9 protein-coding genes are annotated in these 16,969 nt (G+C 40.2%); 4 read left to right on the top strand and 5 right to left on the bottom strand.

What is annotated here, in order from left to right:
• Window positions 1-42 precede the first annotated feature (42 nt).
• Window positions 43-2,226: a TonB-dependent hemoglobin/transferrin/lactoferrin family receptor gene (locus tag MTCD1_RS04730; RefSeq protein ID WP_057181602.1), complete on the bottom strand. Its 2,184-nt coding sequence runs from the start codon at window positions 2,224-2,226 to the stop codon at window positions 43-45.
• A gap of 258 nt (window positions 2,227-2,484) precedes the next feature.
• Here MTCD1_RS04730 and MTCD1_RS04725 point away from each other — a divergent pair, with 258 nt between their 5' ends.
• The 3 genes from MTCD1_RS04725 (at window position 2,485) to MTCD1_RS04715 (ending at window position 7,809) form a co-directional block, all read left to right on the top strand.
• The gene (locus tag MTCD1_RS04725) at window positions 2,485-3,024 is read left to right on the top strand and encodes a MotA/TolQ/ExbB proton channel family protein (RefSeq protein ID WP_057181601.1); all 540 of its coding nucleotides are present in this window, start codon (window positions 2,485-2,487) and stop codon (window positions 3,022-3,024) included.
• Window positions 3,024-3,383: a DUF2149 domain-containing protein gene (locus MTCD1_RS04720; RefSeq protein ID WP_057181600.1), complete on the top strand. Its 360-nt coding sequence runs from the start codon at window positions 3,024-3,026 to the stop codon at window positions 3,381-3,383. The genes MTCD1_RS04725 and MTCD1_RS04720 overlap by 1 nt, the downstream gene beginning before the upstream one ends.
• A 274-nt stretch (window positions 3,384-3,657) precedes the next feature.
• Window positions 3,658-7,809 (top strand): cobaltochelatase subunit CobN, encoded by a 4,152-nt coding sequence (locus MTCD1_RS04715; RefSeq protein WP_082606545.1) that lies wholly within the window; start codon window positions 3,658-3,660, stop codon window positions 7,807-7,809.
• A 735-nt stretch (window positions 7,810-8,544) separates the two neighbouring features.
• Here MTCD1_RS04715 and MTCD1_RS04710 read toward each other — a convergent pair.
• Window positions 8,545-10,323, bottom strand: coding sequence for a hypothetical protein (locus MTCD1_RS04710; RefSeq protein WP_057181599.1), 1,779 nt, complete (start codon window positions 10,321-10,323; stop codon window positions 8,545-8,547).
• 315 nt (window positions 10,324-10,638) lie between these two features.
• Here MTCD1_RS04710 and MTCD1_RS04705 point away from each other — a divergent pair, with 315 nt between their 5' ends.
• A complete protein-coding gene (locus MTCD1_RS04705; protein WP_057181598.1) occupies window positions 10,639-12,828 on the top strand; it encodes a TonB-dependent receptor family protein in 2,190 nt (729 codons plus the stop codon).
• Between the two features lie 125 nt (window positions 12,829-12,953).
• Here the strand turns inward: MTCD1_RS04705 and MTCD1_RS04700 are convergent, their stop codons facing one another.
• From MTCD1_RS04700 to pabB, 3 genes are all read right to left on the bottom strand, one after another.
• On the bottom strand, window positions 12,954-14,330 hold the full coding sequence (locus MTCD1_RS04700; protein ID WP_057181597.1) for an L-serine ammonia-lyase: 1,377 nt from the start codon (window positions 14,328-14,330) through the stop codon (window positions 12,954-12,956).
• A gap of 319 nt (window positions 14,331-14,649) precedes the next feature.
• Complete coding sequence (locus tag MTCD1_RS04695) at window positions 14,650-15,219, bottom strand: CoA pyrophosphatase (protein WP_057181596.1); 570 nt, start codon at window positions 15,217-15,219, stop codon at window positions 14,650-14,652.
• A 94-nt stretch (window positions 15,220-15,313) separates the two neighbouring features.
• Window positions 15,314-16,711 (bottom strand): aminodeoxychorismate synthase component I, encoded by a 1,398-nt coding sequence (gene pabB, locus MTCD1_RS04690; protein ID WP_231733066.1) that lies wholly within the window; start codon window positions 16,709-16,711, stop codon window positions 15,314-15,316.
• Window positions 16,712-16,969 lie beyond the last annotated feature (258 nt).

Genomic DNA, 16,969 nt, shown 5'->3' with positions numbered 1-16,969 from the left:
GGCCATTGTTGTTATTTCATTAAACACGCTATTAGCGACTCATTAGAAATCATAACGCATTGATGCAGAGAAACCACGTCCAGCTTCAGTAACATCTGATAAAGTCGCCATATCTTTATGGCCAGCACCGTTTAGATATTTAACATATTCTTTGTCAGTGATATTGGTTATTGCTAGGCTAACTCTAAATTCATCAGTAACTTGGTAGCTAGTTAAGAAATCAACCGTGCCATAGCCAGCAATTTCAGGGCTGCCATCATTCACTTTTTCCATACGAGTAGCCCAGTTAACTATTAACTCAGCAGATAAATCATCTACTTCATAACTAACACCTGTTATGCCTGAAAGTGGTGAAATACTGGTTAGGTAATCACCACTTTCATCATCTTTACCGTCTTGATAGGCGGCATTGGCAAAGACAGAAAAACTATCATTGATATGATAACGAACCGCTGCTTCAATACCTTTAAGTGTCACTGAGTCAATATTTTGATATTGATTGATTTCTACCAGCATATCTTGACCCGTGTATGGGTCGGTAATAGTTTCATGGCCAATAACCTCTGTTGCTAAGAAGTTATCAAACGTGCTGTAATATATAGCGGTCGAAAAGAAAAAATTGCCAGTATGGCCACGTAGACCAATTTCAAAATTATCACTTTCTTCGGGTGCTAAATCATCACTAGGGACAATCTTATACCCGTACATTGAATTATCATGCTCAATGTAGGCTAAATCATAAGCAGGTACTTTAAAACCTTGTCCATATTGGGCAAAGCCAGCAATGGTGTTGGTAAACTTATATAGGCCGCCAATGCTTAATGAAACATGGTTTTCATCAAAATCTGCGTAGGGGGTTCCGTCTTCTTTTAGCGCGCCATTAGCATCCATTTGGTAAGTATCAAAACGGGCACCAGGGGTGAATAAAAGCTTGCCATCTAACAACGAAATTTCATCATTAATAAAGAAACCAGCGCGAAAAACATCAGTCTCTGGGAATTTATCCGTTGCTTGTGGGTAGCCATTTTTTGGCGTACCTTCGACGGAATAAAGTTTCACTTCGGTACGGCTAGAAGTCGATTGTTCAATATCTAAACCATAACCAATAGTGTGAGTGTCATTTAGGGCTAGGCTGGCGTTAGATAAAAAACCTAGGGTCGCTTGTTTATAAAGCGCGGTTTTCCACATATCGCGAATTTCAATTAGCGGATAACCATAATTAGCGTTTATGTCTAACTGACCATATTCAATATCTTCTTGTTCAGTACTATTGCTATAAAGCGAGACATTGAGCAGATCATAAACGGCTGTTTTAGTCTCACTATGAAAGCGCAATTGCAAGGATTGGTTATCTTTTTGACTTTGGCTATTTTCATCAATAATGCTATAACCTTCAAGATCTCTAAAATAACCTAATAGCCCGTAAGCAAGATCACCGGTAACATCTTGCTGCCAGATGTCAGCAGTAAAGCTAAGGTAAGTATCATCATTGAAGTGGTATTTTGCTTTATAGAACATACTGCTTGATTCAATCGCTAATGACGGTTTTGTACCAGCATAGTTCTGTGACTCTTCACCGTCGCGGTAAGTTAGGTTTAGTACCTGCTCAAAATCCCCGGTTGCTAAAGCTAGGGTAGTACCTATATTGCCTTGCTTACCATCATCGGTGTAGCCAACTTTAACCGTACCAGCAAAGGTTTCACCATCCGTTAAGTAATCTGCAGCGTCTTTAGTGGTAAAGACGATAATACCGCCTAAGGCATCAGAGCCATAAAGCGAAGAAGAGGCACCCTTAGCTACTTCCACTTGTTTTAAGGTATCGGTGTCAATAAAACCACGACCAACAATATCATTTAAGCCATTGGCGCCATAACCTTCGTTCATACGCATGCCGTCTTTGATCATTAAGACACGATCGCCGCCCATGCCACGCACGATAATATTTTGTGCGCCGCCGATACTGCCGGTCACTTGTACACTGGGATCATATTTAAATAACTGGCTCATGTCGGTAACTAGCTGTCTTTCAATGTCTTGCTCTGTGATGACCGAGATACTACCAGCAACATCTTTTAGTGGCTTTTCTGTTTTAGTACCACTAATAACAATTCTTTCTAAGGCACTATGAACAGTGTTATGGACATTGTCTTCAGCATAACTTGACGGTGCGACAAAAATGGCTGTGGAAATCGCGATTGCGAGGAGGGCGCGCTTGGGCATAAACATTTTTTATTCCTATTAGAAAGAGATACACCTAAATATAAAATAGGGGTATTAAGTAAATAATTTGCTTCAGGAAAAGCAATACTTCAGCAAGTATCCATTGTGCATTTGTGCAAGAAACAGACGTTGCTTATTAATTTCGTGAGTACCATACAGAGTGGAAATGCAAATGTAAACCTAAATGATAATAATTATTATTTGATATGTTGTTCGGAGAGTTGTACAATTGTTTGGCTTAATTTTTACGAGGTAATTAGCACAGTGAATATTCATTCTTTAGAAATAACCATGGCACAAACATCAGAACTATTGATGACGCCCGTTATTATTTTAATCTGTTCGTTAGTCGTTTACGCCATATATGCATTAGGGCGATTTTTCTCACAGTACTTAGTTAGAAAACAAAACAAACTGGCTTATGTACGCCAGATTTCCCAAGCAGACCTACCGAAGGTGACCACACATAATGGTTATCCCATCCATAACCATTTTATTAACAACCCTCATGCCAGTGAAGATGAATTGGAAGTGGTGGCGCTAAAGCAATTAGAAAACCTGCGTATAGTGACACGAATTGCGCCAATGTTAGGCTTGATTGCCACCATGATTCCCATGGGGCCAGCACTACAAGCCTTGGCTGATGGCAATATCCAAGGCATTAGTGAAAACTTGATCATTGCTTTTGCCGCCGTTATTTGGGGCATGGTAATTTCATCGTTAACGTTTTGGCCGGCCTCGGTGAAAAAACGCTGGTGTGCCGTTGAATTAATTAACATTAGAAAAATTAAAGGTCAGGCATAATGCGCTTTCTTGATGAAGATGAAGAGCTAAACCCCATTCTTAGTGCTGTTAACTTGATTGATGTGTTTTTGGTCATCATTACCGCCTTGTTAATTGCGTTAGCACAAAATCCCTTGAGCACCTTTTCCAGTGATGATGTTACCGTGATAAAAAATCCCGGTAAGCCAAATATGGAAGTGATTGTTAAAAAAGGCAAAGAAATTAAACAATACAAATCTACTGGAAAAGTCGGCTCAGGTGAAGGTGTGCGAGCCGGTGTTGCGTATAAAATGGCTGATGGTAGTTTTATTTATGTACCTGAAGGTGTTGCAGCACAAACTGAGTCCATGTCAGTAGCAACTAAGCCAACGAGGGATTAGTTGCGTTAGTTTAAGTCGCTATTTTTTCCTCTATATGAGTTGTTATTGCTATCAATAGTAATAACGCCTTATTGGTGGAACGCTATTGCGGTGGCGAGCATGCATAGCTGAGCTATGCATGCTCTGGCTCACTAACCGATATATTGTCTTTATAGCCAAACATCATGAATTACTCAGGCGTGCTGAAAAGGCATTTTACCTAGCTTGGCTATATATTTACTCTAATTAACAACCATTAACCCGAGCTGAGGTTAAAAAGGTTCTCAAAAATATAATGATAACAAAAATTTTAAATAAACTTACTTTACTAACGGCTTTAGCACTAATGTGCTTAGTAAATGTCAGTGTTGCTGAGCCCTCTACCACGGTAGATAAGCAGTCAAATAAGGCACAAGTTAAGCCGAAAATATTACTGATGATGTCCTCTCACGTCTCTAAACCTAAGGGCGACTTATTGCAATTATTAGCAAAAGAGCAACCGTTTGAGCTAGTTAATTTTTCCAGCAAAGGCAAATCAGCAGAAGATATTAAAGCGGCTTGGTCGAAAGCCAGCTTAATAATGCTTGATGGTATCAATCCGGCTTTGTCTAAATTCATGTTTGGTAAATACCAAGCTTATGTCAGTGAATTTTCTTCAGTGCCGGTTATCTCCTTGGGCGATTTACATAACGCTAACATGAACCAAGGCTTACCAAGCGAACAAGCTAAAAACATTGCCCTTTATTACAATAATGCTGGTCGTGATAATTATGGTAATTTGATGCTTTACCTTGCCAATGATTTTTTAAAGCTATCTTCGCTTACCGCCAAAGCGCCTATTATTGTGCCAAATGTTGGCTTATACCATTATGATTTTCCCGGTTTAGTGACCGCCGATGAAGAAACCTTTTTTCAGTATCTAAATATTGCCGACAATCAACCGGTAATTGCTATTGGTATCCATAGAAGTGTTATTGATTATGAACAACAACAAATCGTCGATGCCTTGATTAAAGGTCTTGAAGCAAAGGGCGCTAAAGCCTTAGCTTATTTCTTCGAAGGTGAAGATCAAGCAACGAAGTTCACTGATTTATTGACGGTCGAAAGCTCTGGCAGTATTGCAAGTGCACAAGGCACCATGACTACCACTAAAAGCCGTGTTGATTTATTGATTAACTATCGCTCATTACATTTTGTTGCTAAGCGTCGAACTGAGTTTGAACAACTGGGTGTGCCAGTATTACATGCCCTTAATTATACCGAAGGCGATCAAGCCAGCTTTGAACAAGACCATGCCGGTATTTCACCATCATTAACACCATTTTTTTTGGTGATGCCAGAAGATACCGGTAGCGCAGACCCTACTATTATTGCCGCCAACGGTACCGGCAAGAACAAAGGTGTTAAAACGGTAATTGATTATCAGTTAAATGCCTTAGTTGAGCGTGCTTATAATCATGCCAAGCTAGCGCATATCAACAACAGTGATAAAAAAATAGCCACTTTTATTTGGAACTACCCACCAGGTGAGAAAAATATTGGTGCCGCCTTTTTAGACGTACCAACATCCATTGAAAATATCGCTAAAGCGATGAAAGACAAAGGCTACAACATTGATGTTAAAGGTCATAAAGAAATCATTGAGTCAGCGGGTAAGTTATTACGCCCCTATTATCGCGGCGAAGATGTTGAGCAGTTAATCGCCCTCGATTTGGCCGAATATATGCCGTTAACTACTTACCTTAATTGGTTTAATGCCCTGCCAGCAGAGGTTACTGAAGCTATTATTGCCCGTTGGGGCAAGCCAGAAGAAAGTAGCATGTTACGACAAGCAAAAATTAACGGCGAAACCATACCCGCGTTTATTATTCCAAGAATGAACCTTGGCAATATGATAGTGATACCCCAAGGTGTTCGTGGTGACGATGCCCAAGAGCATGCCAATTTATACCACAGCACTAAAACACCGATTAATCATAGCTACCTAGCCAGCTATTTATTTGCCCGAGAAATCTTCGGCGCTGATGCCTATATTCACTTAGGGACTCATGGCAGTCAAGAATGGCTCACCGGTAAAGAACGTGGTTTATCTGTCTATGATGCACCGAGTTTAGCTTTAGGCAACTTGCCGGTATTTTATCCCTATATTATCGATAATGTTGGTGAGGCTATGCAGGCTAAACGTCGTGGTCGAGCGACTATGATAAGCCACCTAACACCAGGTTTTGCCAAAGCCGGTTTATATACTGAAGTGGCAACATTAAATGAAAAAATTAACAATTACTTAATGTTATCGGCAGGAAAAACCAAGGCGAATACTCAAAACAGCATCATAGTTATGGCAGAAGAGCTAAATATGTTAAAAGATTTAGCCATTGAGCCAGAGACCATGGCCGCTGATTTTGATAACTATATCGCTAAATTACAAGACCACTTAAATGCCTTGGCGCAAATGAGCCAACCATTAGGGGTGCATGTTTTTGGCGATTTGCCAAAAGATGCGCATTTATTTACTACCATGTTGCAAATGTTAGGTGATGACTTCACGAAGCGCGCGGCAGAATATGAGCAAGCGCATAACATGACTATTGCCAAAGCAGAGCAGTTTGATCAACGAAATGTTAAAAAGCTACCGGCACTTGATGGTTTTCAGTTATTAAAAGCCTATATCGGCTCTTTAAAAGGTACGTCTGAGACTTTATCTGATTTAGATGAGCAATTAGTTGCTGACCTAAAGGTAGCCAAAACTTATTGGTATAACTTCCAAGCCATAGCTGAAACACAAAACTTATTACTTGCGCTAGAAGGTAACTACATCAAAACCAGTTATGGTGGTGACCCCATTCGTAACCCTGAAGCCGTACCAACCGGCCGTAATCTTATTGGTGTTAATCCAGCTAAAGTACCTTCAAAAGAAGCCTACGATGCCGGTGTTACTCTGATGGACCAAACCATAGCGGCTTATGTTGAAAAGCATGGTAAGTTCCCACAAAAGTTAGCCTTCTCCTTGTGGTCATTAGAAACGATGCGTCATCAAGGTGCCTTAGAAGCGCAAATACTCCATGCCCTAGGTGTAAAACCTAAGTGGAATCATCAGGGACATGTGGTCGGTACGGAGGTTATTCCTTATAGCGAATTAAAACGTCCACGTATTGATGTGGTTATCTCTACCACAGGTTTATACCGAGATGCCTTTCCTAATGTGATGTTATGGTTAGCAAAAGCCATTGATAAAGTGGCTAAAATGAAAGAAGACAATAACTTTGTCTATCGCCACGCAACAGCTTTAAAAGCTGAGTTACTTGCCCAAGGAACATCAGCAGAAGATGCTGATTATTTATCATCTATTCGTATTTTCTCTAATGAAACCGGTAACTATGGTACTGGTTTAGCGGGTAGCTCATTAGCCTCGGATACTTGGGAAACCGATGATAAATTAGCTAACCTTTATCTTGATCGCATGGGCTTTGCTTATGGCAGCGACGAAAAACGTTGGAGTGAAAATGTTGCTAATGCTTTAGGGGCAGGCCAAGGTTTATATGCAAAAGTGCTTTCAGGTACTCAGGGCGTGATTTTCTCCCGTTCAACCAATCTTTATGCCTTACTGACCAATGATGATCCGTTCCAATATTTTGGTGGTATCGGCTTAGCAATACGCCATCTAGATGGTAAAACTCCGGAAATGTATGTTTCTAACTTGCGTAAAAAAGATCAGTTAAAGGTACAAACCCTGGCTGAATTTATTAATCAAGAAATGCGTAGCCGCTATTTCCATCCACGTTGGATTAAAGCCATGCAAGACTCTGGTTATGCTGGCGCTACGGTCATTTTAGACCGCATGAATAACATGTGGGGTTGGGAAGTCATGACGCCTGAGGCGATACGTGATGATCAATGGCAAGAGTTCTTTGAAGTCTATGTTGAAGATAAATACCAAATGGATATGCGTGAATTTTTTGAAGAGCATAATGCCGAAAGTTTAGCGCAAATTATCGAGCGTATGCTTGAAGCTGTGCGTAAAGGCTACTGGCAAGCTGATGAAGCAACTATCAAGACAATGGTAGCAACTTACTCAGAACTTGCGACAAAATTTGATGTTGTTACTGACAATGTAAAATTCAATGAGTATATGGACAGTGCCGCCGTTGGTTTTGGTTTAATGCCCCTATCTAAGGCATTAGCAGAGGCATTGGCACAAGCTCCAGCACAGCCGAAAGTACCTCCAGCGTCAGCAAGTCAAGCCAAACAAACCCAGCAAGTTACAGGGCAAAAATTGGTAGAACAGAGCAAAGCTGAGCCGGTAGAAATGGATCACACTACGCTTTATTGGTTACTGGCTATATTCTTTATTGGCCTGGTTAGTCACTTTGTTCGACCAGATAAGAAAGTAGTCTGGCTTAAGCCAAATGCTAAAGCTGTAAAATCAGTGTTAGAAAAAGCTGCGTAATTAGCTTTAGTCACTATACTGAAAATTAAGCACCAACAAGGAAACTTGTTGGTGCTTTTTCATGTGCCTTATCTAATTAATGAACGGAGAAAATTTACACTTGTATGAATTATCGGGTGATATTTATGATTACTAGTGCAGTGACACAGAAGATAGTGGCGCCAGCAGAGATAATAAGCCATGTGTTATTAGATCATGCACAATTAGATCGGTTTTTTAAGGCCTAATTTAAATTAATAAAAACACAAAATAACGGTGAGTTACTTGGTGGTACAGGTGCTATTCGTCAAATTTCTATCGGAAAAATAGTTTTCGAAGAGTAAATTATTACTGCAATTAATACTCATATTTACTATCGCCTTATTGGCAAAGGGCCGGTATCTGCTCATCAAGGCTATATTCGCTTAACTGCCTATGTAGCACCTCACTTAATATCAAACACTGAAAAAAATGGTGCTTACTGCTACTGAATTATTGGTCAAATGCAATCAAATAATCCCTTCTTTAGTAGCTTTCATTAGTGAAGTCATCTCTTTAAAATAACTTTTATGCAACAGTACTCAAAGCTAAGCTTTGAGTACTATTTACTTATCCAACGAGTTCACAAAAGAAAAGCTCTGAGCTTAATAACGCGATATATACCCAAACTACTTGAAGCTGCATCTTCATGTGGTTTGGGTATAAACAGGCAAGTTAGTAGGAAGATATCTTTTATCTATCAAGGCGTATTTCAGGCTAGGGCAGCGTTGTTAAACAAGCTGCAGCCTCGGTAGTCTCATCCTTGATATAATCGCCAAAGCCGCCAATTAAGTAATAATCGTAATGGTAACCTACCGAGTGAAATGATGAAGAGCGATAATAGACCCCAGGCCAGCCCATAGCTCTAACTATGTATGCACCGATGAATTGCGAATAATTACTGGCTATTTGACTGTAAAATTGATGCAAGCCAAAGGCATCAGAGGTATCACTTTCTCCTTGCACGGGCAGTATCATGCTGCGATTACTACAACTATCTATGGCAGTTTGTTGTTCGTAAATCGCCCAAACAAGGCCAGTATTTATATCTAGGTATTGACCATCATGCAGTGGCACACTGCCCGCGCTATTAGCATTGGCAAGTATTGATTCGACTACATTTAGAGGTCTATGTAACCTTTTGCTGGTACCTGAAATGGTTAAATCAATAAAGCTTACCGGTGCAATAACGCGCTTGCTGATATTATTGTCGGTATCTAATTCTGTCGGTAAACCGCCAGTAATCTCAGTGATTGGTTGCTCAGAAGCGAATAAACATATTTCCCCAGATTCGATAGTATCAATACAAACTTCAAGATCATGACCAATTAACCAGTTAGCTTCTTCTGTTGGACTCGTGCCAGTAATGATGAAAGAGCTACTGTCGGTAGATCTTATGGACGAGTAGCTTGGGTGCAGTATGCGCCAAGTGACGCTATTAAAACTATAACCGGTAATCGCTAAGCTAATGGTCTGGTATAGTTCTAATTTACCGGTGATAACAATATCCGCGATATATTCTGCTACGCAGCTAGTGGCTCCTTCTGCGGGGGAGCCACTTATAGCAATAGGGGTAACACATACCGATAGCAGTTTTCCGGCGCTATCATAAGGCAGTATATAATCGGGCATTTGGCTAACTTCTGCGCCATCAATAGACCAAACAGTTGTGCTATCAAATTCTAAATCACCATCACTATCAACATAGTCATATGATACCGAAACCTCATTCGTTGCTTTGGCAAAATTGGCTAATTGTAGGTTTTCTATTGACGGGGCGTCACCTTCCTTAGCTGCTATAAGTATTTCGTCACTACAAATAGTATCACCCGTAGCATTTTCACCGGAGATTGCGATGGGGGTTAGGCATAATATAAGGAAACTGCCTTGGTGCTCTACCCCGAAGGTAATGATTTTTTGTGCACTGTAATCACTGTCGTTTATTTTCCAGTTGAAAACACTATCACCTTCAAGCCGTTCGTTTTCATCTACAAACAGGTAAGTTGCCGAAACCTCAATACCCGTTGTTATGGAGCTAGTCAGTACTAAGGCATCAATAGTCGGTTTTGTGTATTGCCCGGTAATTACCTGTGTTTCACAGACCTCTAATCCTTGGGTTATCTCTCCTGTAGTCGCTATAGGTGTAATACAAAAAGTTAAATATTTCCCTTCACTATCATTTGGCAAGGTAAAACTGAGTGAGTTAGCTATAACAATATCGTCAATTAACCAGCTATATAAGCTACTGCCTTCAAGATCATGTTCATCAAAATAAGTATAACTGGCAGTTATGTCTTTATTGGGTTGAGTTGGGGTGATGATGGTCACATCACTAGCAAGTGGTGCAATATTATTAATAATCGAGGGAGCTGGTTTTTTTTTGTCATTATGGCAGCCGGATAAGCCTATTATCAGTATAGCTTGAAGAACATAGCTTGTCGGGGAAGTGAAATATCTAATCATGTCTTTGGCGGCCTTGTTTTTATTTAAATACATTACAAGTCTTAGTATCAAGTTTGAAGTGCCTTCAGTTATAATTTTATCCCTGCTAACTTAACTATCAGCATAGCTAACAATGTTTACTAATGCTGCTTAATTACCCTTGATGGCTATACTGCATACCATTCATCTAGGTATGTCTATGTATTAACGGCTAAGTTCATGACCGGTATTTGTAATAGATTGTTAACACTGATCTAAATAGTATTGATTCGTATTATTGGTCGTGATTTAATGCGCGCAATATAAGTATAAAGACTGTATTCAACACCAAATTCAATACAGTATTCAATAAATATTTGGAGTCAAAAAGTGTCAATTAAATCATTTAATCTATTTAAACCTAAGCTATTAAGCGTGGTTATTGCCAGTGCCCTCTCTTGTACTGTGACCAGTAATGCTCTTGCCGATGATACGGTCAAAGATACTTCGGTAGATGATCAATTTACTATTTTTGGTAACAGTAACGCGGTGAATAATACTCCCGGCAGTGCTCATCAATTATCACAAGCTGATTTAGAAAAATTCGATTACACCGACATTATGCGTACCTTGACGTCTATCCCTGGGGTGTATGTTTTAGAAGAAGATGGTTATGGTTTGCGCGCCAACATTGGTATGCGTGGTACTGGCCAAAACCGTAGTGAAAAGGTGACCATAATGGAAGATGGTGTATTGGCAGCTCCGGCACCATACTCCTCGCCAGCGGCTTATTACTTTCCAACAGCCGGTCGTATGCAACAAGTGGAAGTACTTAAAGGTACTTCAAGTGCCATGTATGGTCCGCGCACTACCGGTGGCGTGATTAATATGATTTCTCGTCAAATTCCAGATGAAGAGTTAGCGGGGCAGGTCAGTGTACAAGCAGGGCAAGATGGTTTTGCTAAAGTGCATGCTTTTGTTGGTGGCAAGGGCGAAAATATTAGCTCGGTATTTGAAGTTTTTCGTTACCAAGCTGATGGTTTTAAAGATATCAATCATAGTGAGCAAGACACAGGTTTTGTCAAAAATGATATTCTAGCTAAAGTTCGTTATAACACTGATGATAATGCCACTTTCTATCAAGAGCTTGAATTTAAAATTAAGTACTCAGATGAAGAGTCTGATGATACCTATATGGGTTTAACGGCCGGCGATTTTAACTCTGCTCCTTACAGCCGTTATTCAGCTTCTCAAAAAGATAATATGTCTAACGAGCACCTGCAGTTACAACTAAGCCATGTGATAGCGCTATCAAGTCGCTTTAATTTAGGCACGACCGTTTATCATAATGACTTTAGCCGTAACTGGTATAAAACCAGTAAGGTTAATGGTAAAAGCTTAGGTGATGGTGGTATTGAAATCGCAGCAGAGCATGACAAAGTGGCAGCTGGTGCAATTGATGTTGATGTTAAAGCCAATAATCGTGCTTACTTATCGCAAGGTATTCAAACGGTATTAGATGCGGACTTTAACAGCCACCAAGTAAAATTTGGTATCCGTTACCATAAAGATGAAATGGACAGATATCAATGGGTTGATAAATATGAACTCGACTCATCTTACAATATGAACCTTACTGAAGCCGGTATTCCAGGTACAGACTCAAATCGTATTGATAGTGCCAGCGCTTTAGCGTTATTTGTTCACGATGAATGGACTGTCGGTAAGTTTATTGTGAATGCCGGCCTGCGTTATGAAAATATGGTCATCGAGCGCCAAGATTGGGGCAAAAATGATGTAGATCGTCAAATGGCCCCTGAAACTACAAAAAACAGCGTCGATGTAGTGTTACCTTCGTTAGCGCTTACTTATCATTTAAGTGATGATTTAGTGTTACTGGGCGGTGTACAAAAAGGCTTTGCGCCACCATCACCGGGTAATGCAGATGCCAAAAATGAAGAAAGCATTAACTATGAGTTAGGTGCGAGATACGCTAAAGGTGCTTTCAACGGAGAAGCGTTAGTTTTCTACTCTGATTATGACAATATGCATGGCAACTGTACTGCGAGCCAAAATTGTGATGATGATAAGATTGGTGAGCAATATAATGCCGGCGCAGTGAAGATCACTGGTCTTGAATTTAAAGCCGGTTATGTTTTTGATTTTGGCGATATTTCTATGCCAATTGATTTAACTTTTACTCATACCCAAACTGAATTTTTAAATAGCTTTGAATCGGACTTTTGGGGTGATGTGGATTCAGGTTATGAATTCCCTTATGTACCGACCAATCAGCTGCAATTTGTTGTTGGTTTAGCGGGTGAAAAATGGCGCAGCAACATACTTGTGCGTTATACCGGTGAAATGCGCAGTGAAGCAGGGCTTGGCGCAAGTGATGAGAATATTGACGCCCGTACCGTGATAGATTTTGTTGCCAGTTATGATATTGCTAACAATCAGCAAGTACGTTTTAGCATCGATAACTTACTCAATGAAACTTACATGGCTACCCGTATGCATGGCTCTGTTATGGTCGGTAAACCATTAACGGTATCGGTTGGTTATCAGTATAATTTTTAGACGCTAAAAGATTAAAGTGATAGCTAAAGAAAAGCCCCAACAAGACTGACTTGTTGGGGCTTTTTTAGTGGATATTGTTAATTATAAAGAGACTAACATTCAACTATCACTCGACTAAAATTCGCTTAACATTCGATAATATTTACCGCTAAACCACCGCGTGATGTTTCTTTGTACTTGGTTTTCATATCATTACCTGTTTCCCACATGGTTTTGATAACTTTATCTAAAGAAACTTTTTGTGTGCCAGTACCGCGTAGCGCTAGGCGTGAAGCGTTAATCGCTTTGACTGATCCCATAGCATTACGTTCAATACAAGGTACCTGTACTAAGCCGCCAACAGGGTCACAGGTTAAACCTAGGTTGTGTTCCATACCTATTTCAGCGGCATTCTCTACTTGTGGTGGCGTGCCACCCATAATTTCAGTTAATGCGCCTGCGGCCATTGAACAAGCAACACCTACTTCACCCTGACAACCTACTTCAGCGCCAGAAATAGAGGCATTGGTTTTATATAAAATACCAATAGCGGCAGCGGTTAATAAATAGCGAACACAGTCTTCATCGGAAACCGGCTTGACAAACTTATCGTAGTAGCTAAGCACTGCTGGAATAATACCTGCGGCACCGTTGGTAGGTGCGGTAACTACTCGGCTACCCGCGGCATTTTCTTCATTTACCGCCATAGCGAATAAATTGACCCAGTCCATTGCAATTAAAGGGTCGGTAGATTTTTCTACCAACAAAGTGCGATATAGCGCAGGGGCACGGCGAGCTAATTTTAAACCGCCTGGCAGAATACCTTCGGTGTTCATACCACGTTCGATACTGTCTTTCATTGCTTGCCAAATAGTGACCAGCTTAGTGCGAATTACTTTTTCATCGTTTAAGCACTTTTCATTATCCATCATGATAGTACTAAAACTTAGCCCCTTAGTACTTGCCAAGGCTAATAATTCATCACCTGAGCTGAAAACATGTGGTCGTTTAATATTGGTGTGTAAAGAGAGCGCTTTATCTTTTTCTTTTTCAAAATCACAGGCTTCAACAATAAAACCACCACCAATGGAGTAATAAGTTTGCTCTAATAATAAACTATCATTTTGATAAGCATATAAGGTCATGGCGTTAGCATGAGCAGGTAGCGTTTTTCTGCGGTGATAAATAATGGCGTCATCTTTAGGGAAGTTGACTTCATGGCTACCATTGAGTGAGATTTTTTGGCTGCTAACGACTTCCGCTAAAATAGTTTCTATTGATTCAACCGGAATGCCTTCAGGCGTTTGCCCGGTGAAGCCTAAAATAACCGCTTTACCTGTACCATGGCCAATACCTGTTTGCCCTAATGAGCCAAACAGTTCACATTTAACTCGGTCGACCTTAGTTAATAATTCTTGCTTAACTAATGCATCAACGAAAAGTTTTGCCGCTTTCATTGGCCCCACGGTATGTGAGCTTGATGGACCTATACCAATAGAAAACATATCAAATACACTGATCATACTTTTTACCTTTGCTCTGCTTATTTAATACCAAGTGGAATAATCTACTTGGTTTAATTCACACTATTCTTTAATTATAGACCCAAGAGCACTCAAGCTAAAGCTCGGTGTTAAAGGTTCTGTGCAATATAAAGTATGGCGTTTGTGCTATTTTTCCGAATTATCACTGCTTTTTGTCGGAATAGTGGAATTATTGTCGGTTAATTTTTGTTAGTGGTAATTCTAGCTGAAAGTTATTAAATAAAGAAACAAAATAATCGACTAATTGATAACTAAATGTACTAGGGGGCTTTTTTTTAGTGGCGTAATAACCGAGGCACTAGTTTATGTGAGCGACTAAATCTTTGATCATTACCGCGGTAGCACCCCATATATGGTAGTGTTTATAGGGTAAAAAATGCACATTATGTTGTTTGCCATTTTTACTGGCAACAAAGACATGATGATCCTTGGTGGTCAAAAAATGTTGTAGTGGTACTTGAAATATTTCAGCGACTTCATTTTTATCCATTTTATAGCGTTGTGCGCGGGCGACTATGGCAACAATTGGGGTAACATGAAAACCGCTAATGGTTTGATAAGGCTGTAATTGTCCAACAACAGTGATGGCTTGGCGAGATAAACCAATTTCTTCAAAAGTCTCTCGCAGTGCCGTATCTATTAATGACTTATCTGTTGGCTCTACTTTACCGCCGGGGAAACTGACTTGGGATGGGTGATGTTTTAAATGGCTGGCTCGTTTGGTTAATAATACTTGTAAACCCTCAGCGGATTCGACCAAAGGGATGAGTACCGCAGCAGAACGAAGTGGTAAATGATGTTGATAATTATGCTCAGACTCAGGCAATTGTAATAAATTAAAGCGTAATAAAAATTCATTTTTGTCCATTGGCGTTACCCTTACTACTTATTTAGGAACTGTTATTTTTATGCTGGTTTCTAAAAGACTTAACTTAAACATTAACTTAGGTTTAAACTTAAGCCTACACCTGATTGAGCTTTGATAATACTGGTAAAATACAATTGACCTTATCAAAGGTCTCTTGATATTCGCTTTCAGCGGTTGAATCAGCGACAAGCCCACCACCAGCCCAGCAATAAATGCTCTTTTCCCCTTTTAAAACGGTATTGACTGAGCTGTCACTTGGCTGACAAATTAAGGTGCGAATCGTTATGCTGGTATCCATAGTGCCACAATTTGACAGATAACCAATAGAGCCACAATAAACACTGCGGCGGTGTGGCTCTAGCTCTTCTATAATTTCCATGGCGCGTATTTTCGGCGCACCGGTAATAGAGCCGCCAGGAAAGGCACCGCGCAGTAAGTCAGTGGCATGTTTATCGCTAGAGAGTATACCTTCAACGGTACTGACTAAGTGATGTACCGCCGGAAAACTCTCAATATCAAAAAGTTTAGGCACTTTTACTGAGCCCGCTTGGCAACTTCTACTGAGGTCATTTCGCAGTAGATCAACAATCATTAAATTTTCGGCAATATCTTTACTTGAGTGTCTTAAAATTTCGGCATTCTTAGCATCTTGTACTTTATCACTGCTGCGCGGCATGGTGCCTTTAATGGGCTTACTTTGTACCTTACCTTGCTTTAACCGTAAAAAACGCTCAGGAGAAACACTTAAAATAGCGGCATTGTCTAAGCGAATAAAAGCCGAAAATGGTGCTTTGTTTGCTGCTTTTAGGGCTAAATAAGCCTCAAATTCATCACCCTGATACTGGGCACTAAAGCGCTGTGCTAAATTAATTTGGTAACAATCTCCGCTTAATAAGTAAGCTTGTACTTTATTAAATTTTTCAATGTAACTGGCTTTATCCATATTGGCTTGCCAGGGACTGGTTAAGTGGAAAGCTTGATCACTGGTTTTGCTGGCAACTTTTTCGTGTGCACTTACGCCAAGCGTGGCGTTAATAGCCGAGTTAAGCAATGATTTTTCAAGCTCAATACGCTCAGCATCGGGGCACACTAGGTAAAAAGTCGCTGAGTTTTTATCAAAAATAACCGCTTTGTTATATAAACCCACAGCCATGTCAGGTAAGTGAATGTCTTGTTTAGCAATACTAGGTAGTTGCTCAAATCGACGACCTAGATCATAGGAGAAATATCCTAAGGCGCCACCTAAAAAAGGCAAAAATTCATGAGGACTCTTTGGCATGGTAAATAATTGTGCTTGCAGTTGTTTAAGCAGTAACAGTGGATCATCACTGCTTTTTTCAAGGTAACTCTTATTCGCTAAGTTTTGAGATACGTTTTTAGGAAAGCAGATATCAGTGTTATTACCCCGTGTGGTTAGGGTGGCAATGGGCTGCCACACTATAATATCAAAGCGACTATCAACATGGTCGCTATTACCCGAGTCTAACCACATCGCCCAAGGTTGATGAGCAATAGGGCTAAAAATAGCCTCTGCTGTGGTACCACTTTTAACGGGCAGTATTTTAGCGGCAAGAGTCACGGCGCTTTCCTGGGTATTAAGTGCGGCCTTAATTGCCGCGTTAAGTGTTGTGGTAAATTTGATGTCAGTGGTATTAAACAAGGTTTTGCTTCACTTAAGTATTTGCTAGTTAAATAGTTATTATCAGTCATAAGGGACTGGTAGCACTTTCAATAGCAGGTTATTATACGC

The sequence above is a fragment of the Colwellia marinimaniae genome, assembly GCF_002207865.1.
Lineage (GTDB): Bacteria > Pseudomonadota > Gammaproteobacteria > Enterobacterales > Alteromonadaceae > Colwellia > Colwellia marinimaniae.
The sequence above is the reverse complement of the archived record's forward strand: the minus strand, read 5'-3'. Positions and strand labels throughout refer to the sequence as shown.

Bases quoted from the DNA above. Each gene is read 5' to 3' on its own strand.
- MTCD1_RS04730 (WP_057181602.1), bottom strand. From the start codon at position 2,226: ATGTTTATGCCCAAGCGCGCCCTCCTCGCAATCGCGATTTCCACAGCC.
- pabB (WP_231733066.1), bottom strand. From the start codon at position 16,711: ATGTGGTTAGACTCGGGTAATAGCGACCATGTTGATAGTCGCTTTGAT.
- MTCD1_RS04710 (WP_057181599.1), bottom strand. From the start codon at position 10,323: ATGTATTTAAATAAAAACAAGGCCGCCAAAGACATGATTAGATATTTC.
- MTCD1_RS04720 (WP_057181600.1), top strand. From the start codon at position 3,024: ATGCGCTTTCTTGATGAAGATGAAGAGCTAAACCCCATTCTTAGTGCT.
- MTCD1_RS04700 (WP_057181597.1), bottom strand. From the start codon at position 14,330: ATGATCAGTGTATTTGATATGTTTTCTATTGGTATAGGTCCATCAAGC.
- MTCD1_RS04695 (WP_057181596.1), bottom strand. From the start codon at position 15,219: ATGGACAAAAATGAATTTTTATTACGCTTTAATTTATTACAATTGCCT.
- MTCD1_RS04715 (WP_082606545.1), top strand. From the start codon at position 3,658: ATGATAACAAAAATTTTAAATAAACTTACTTTACTAACGGCTTTAGCA.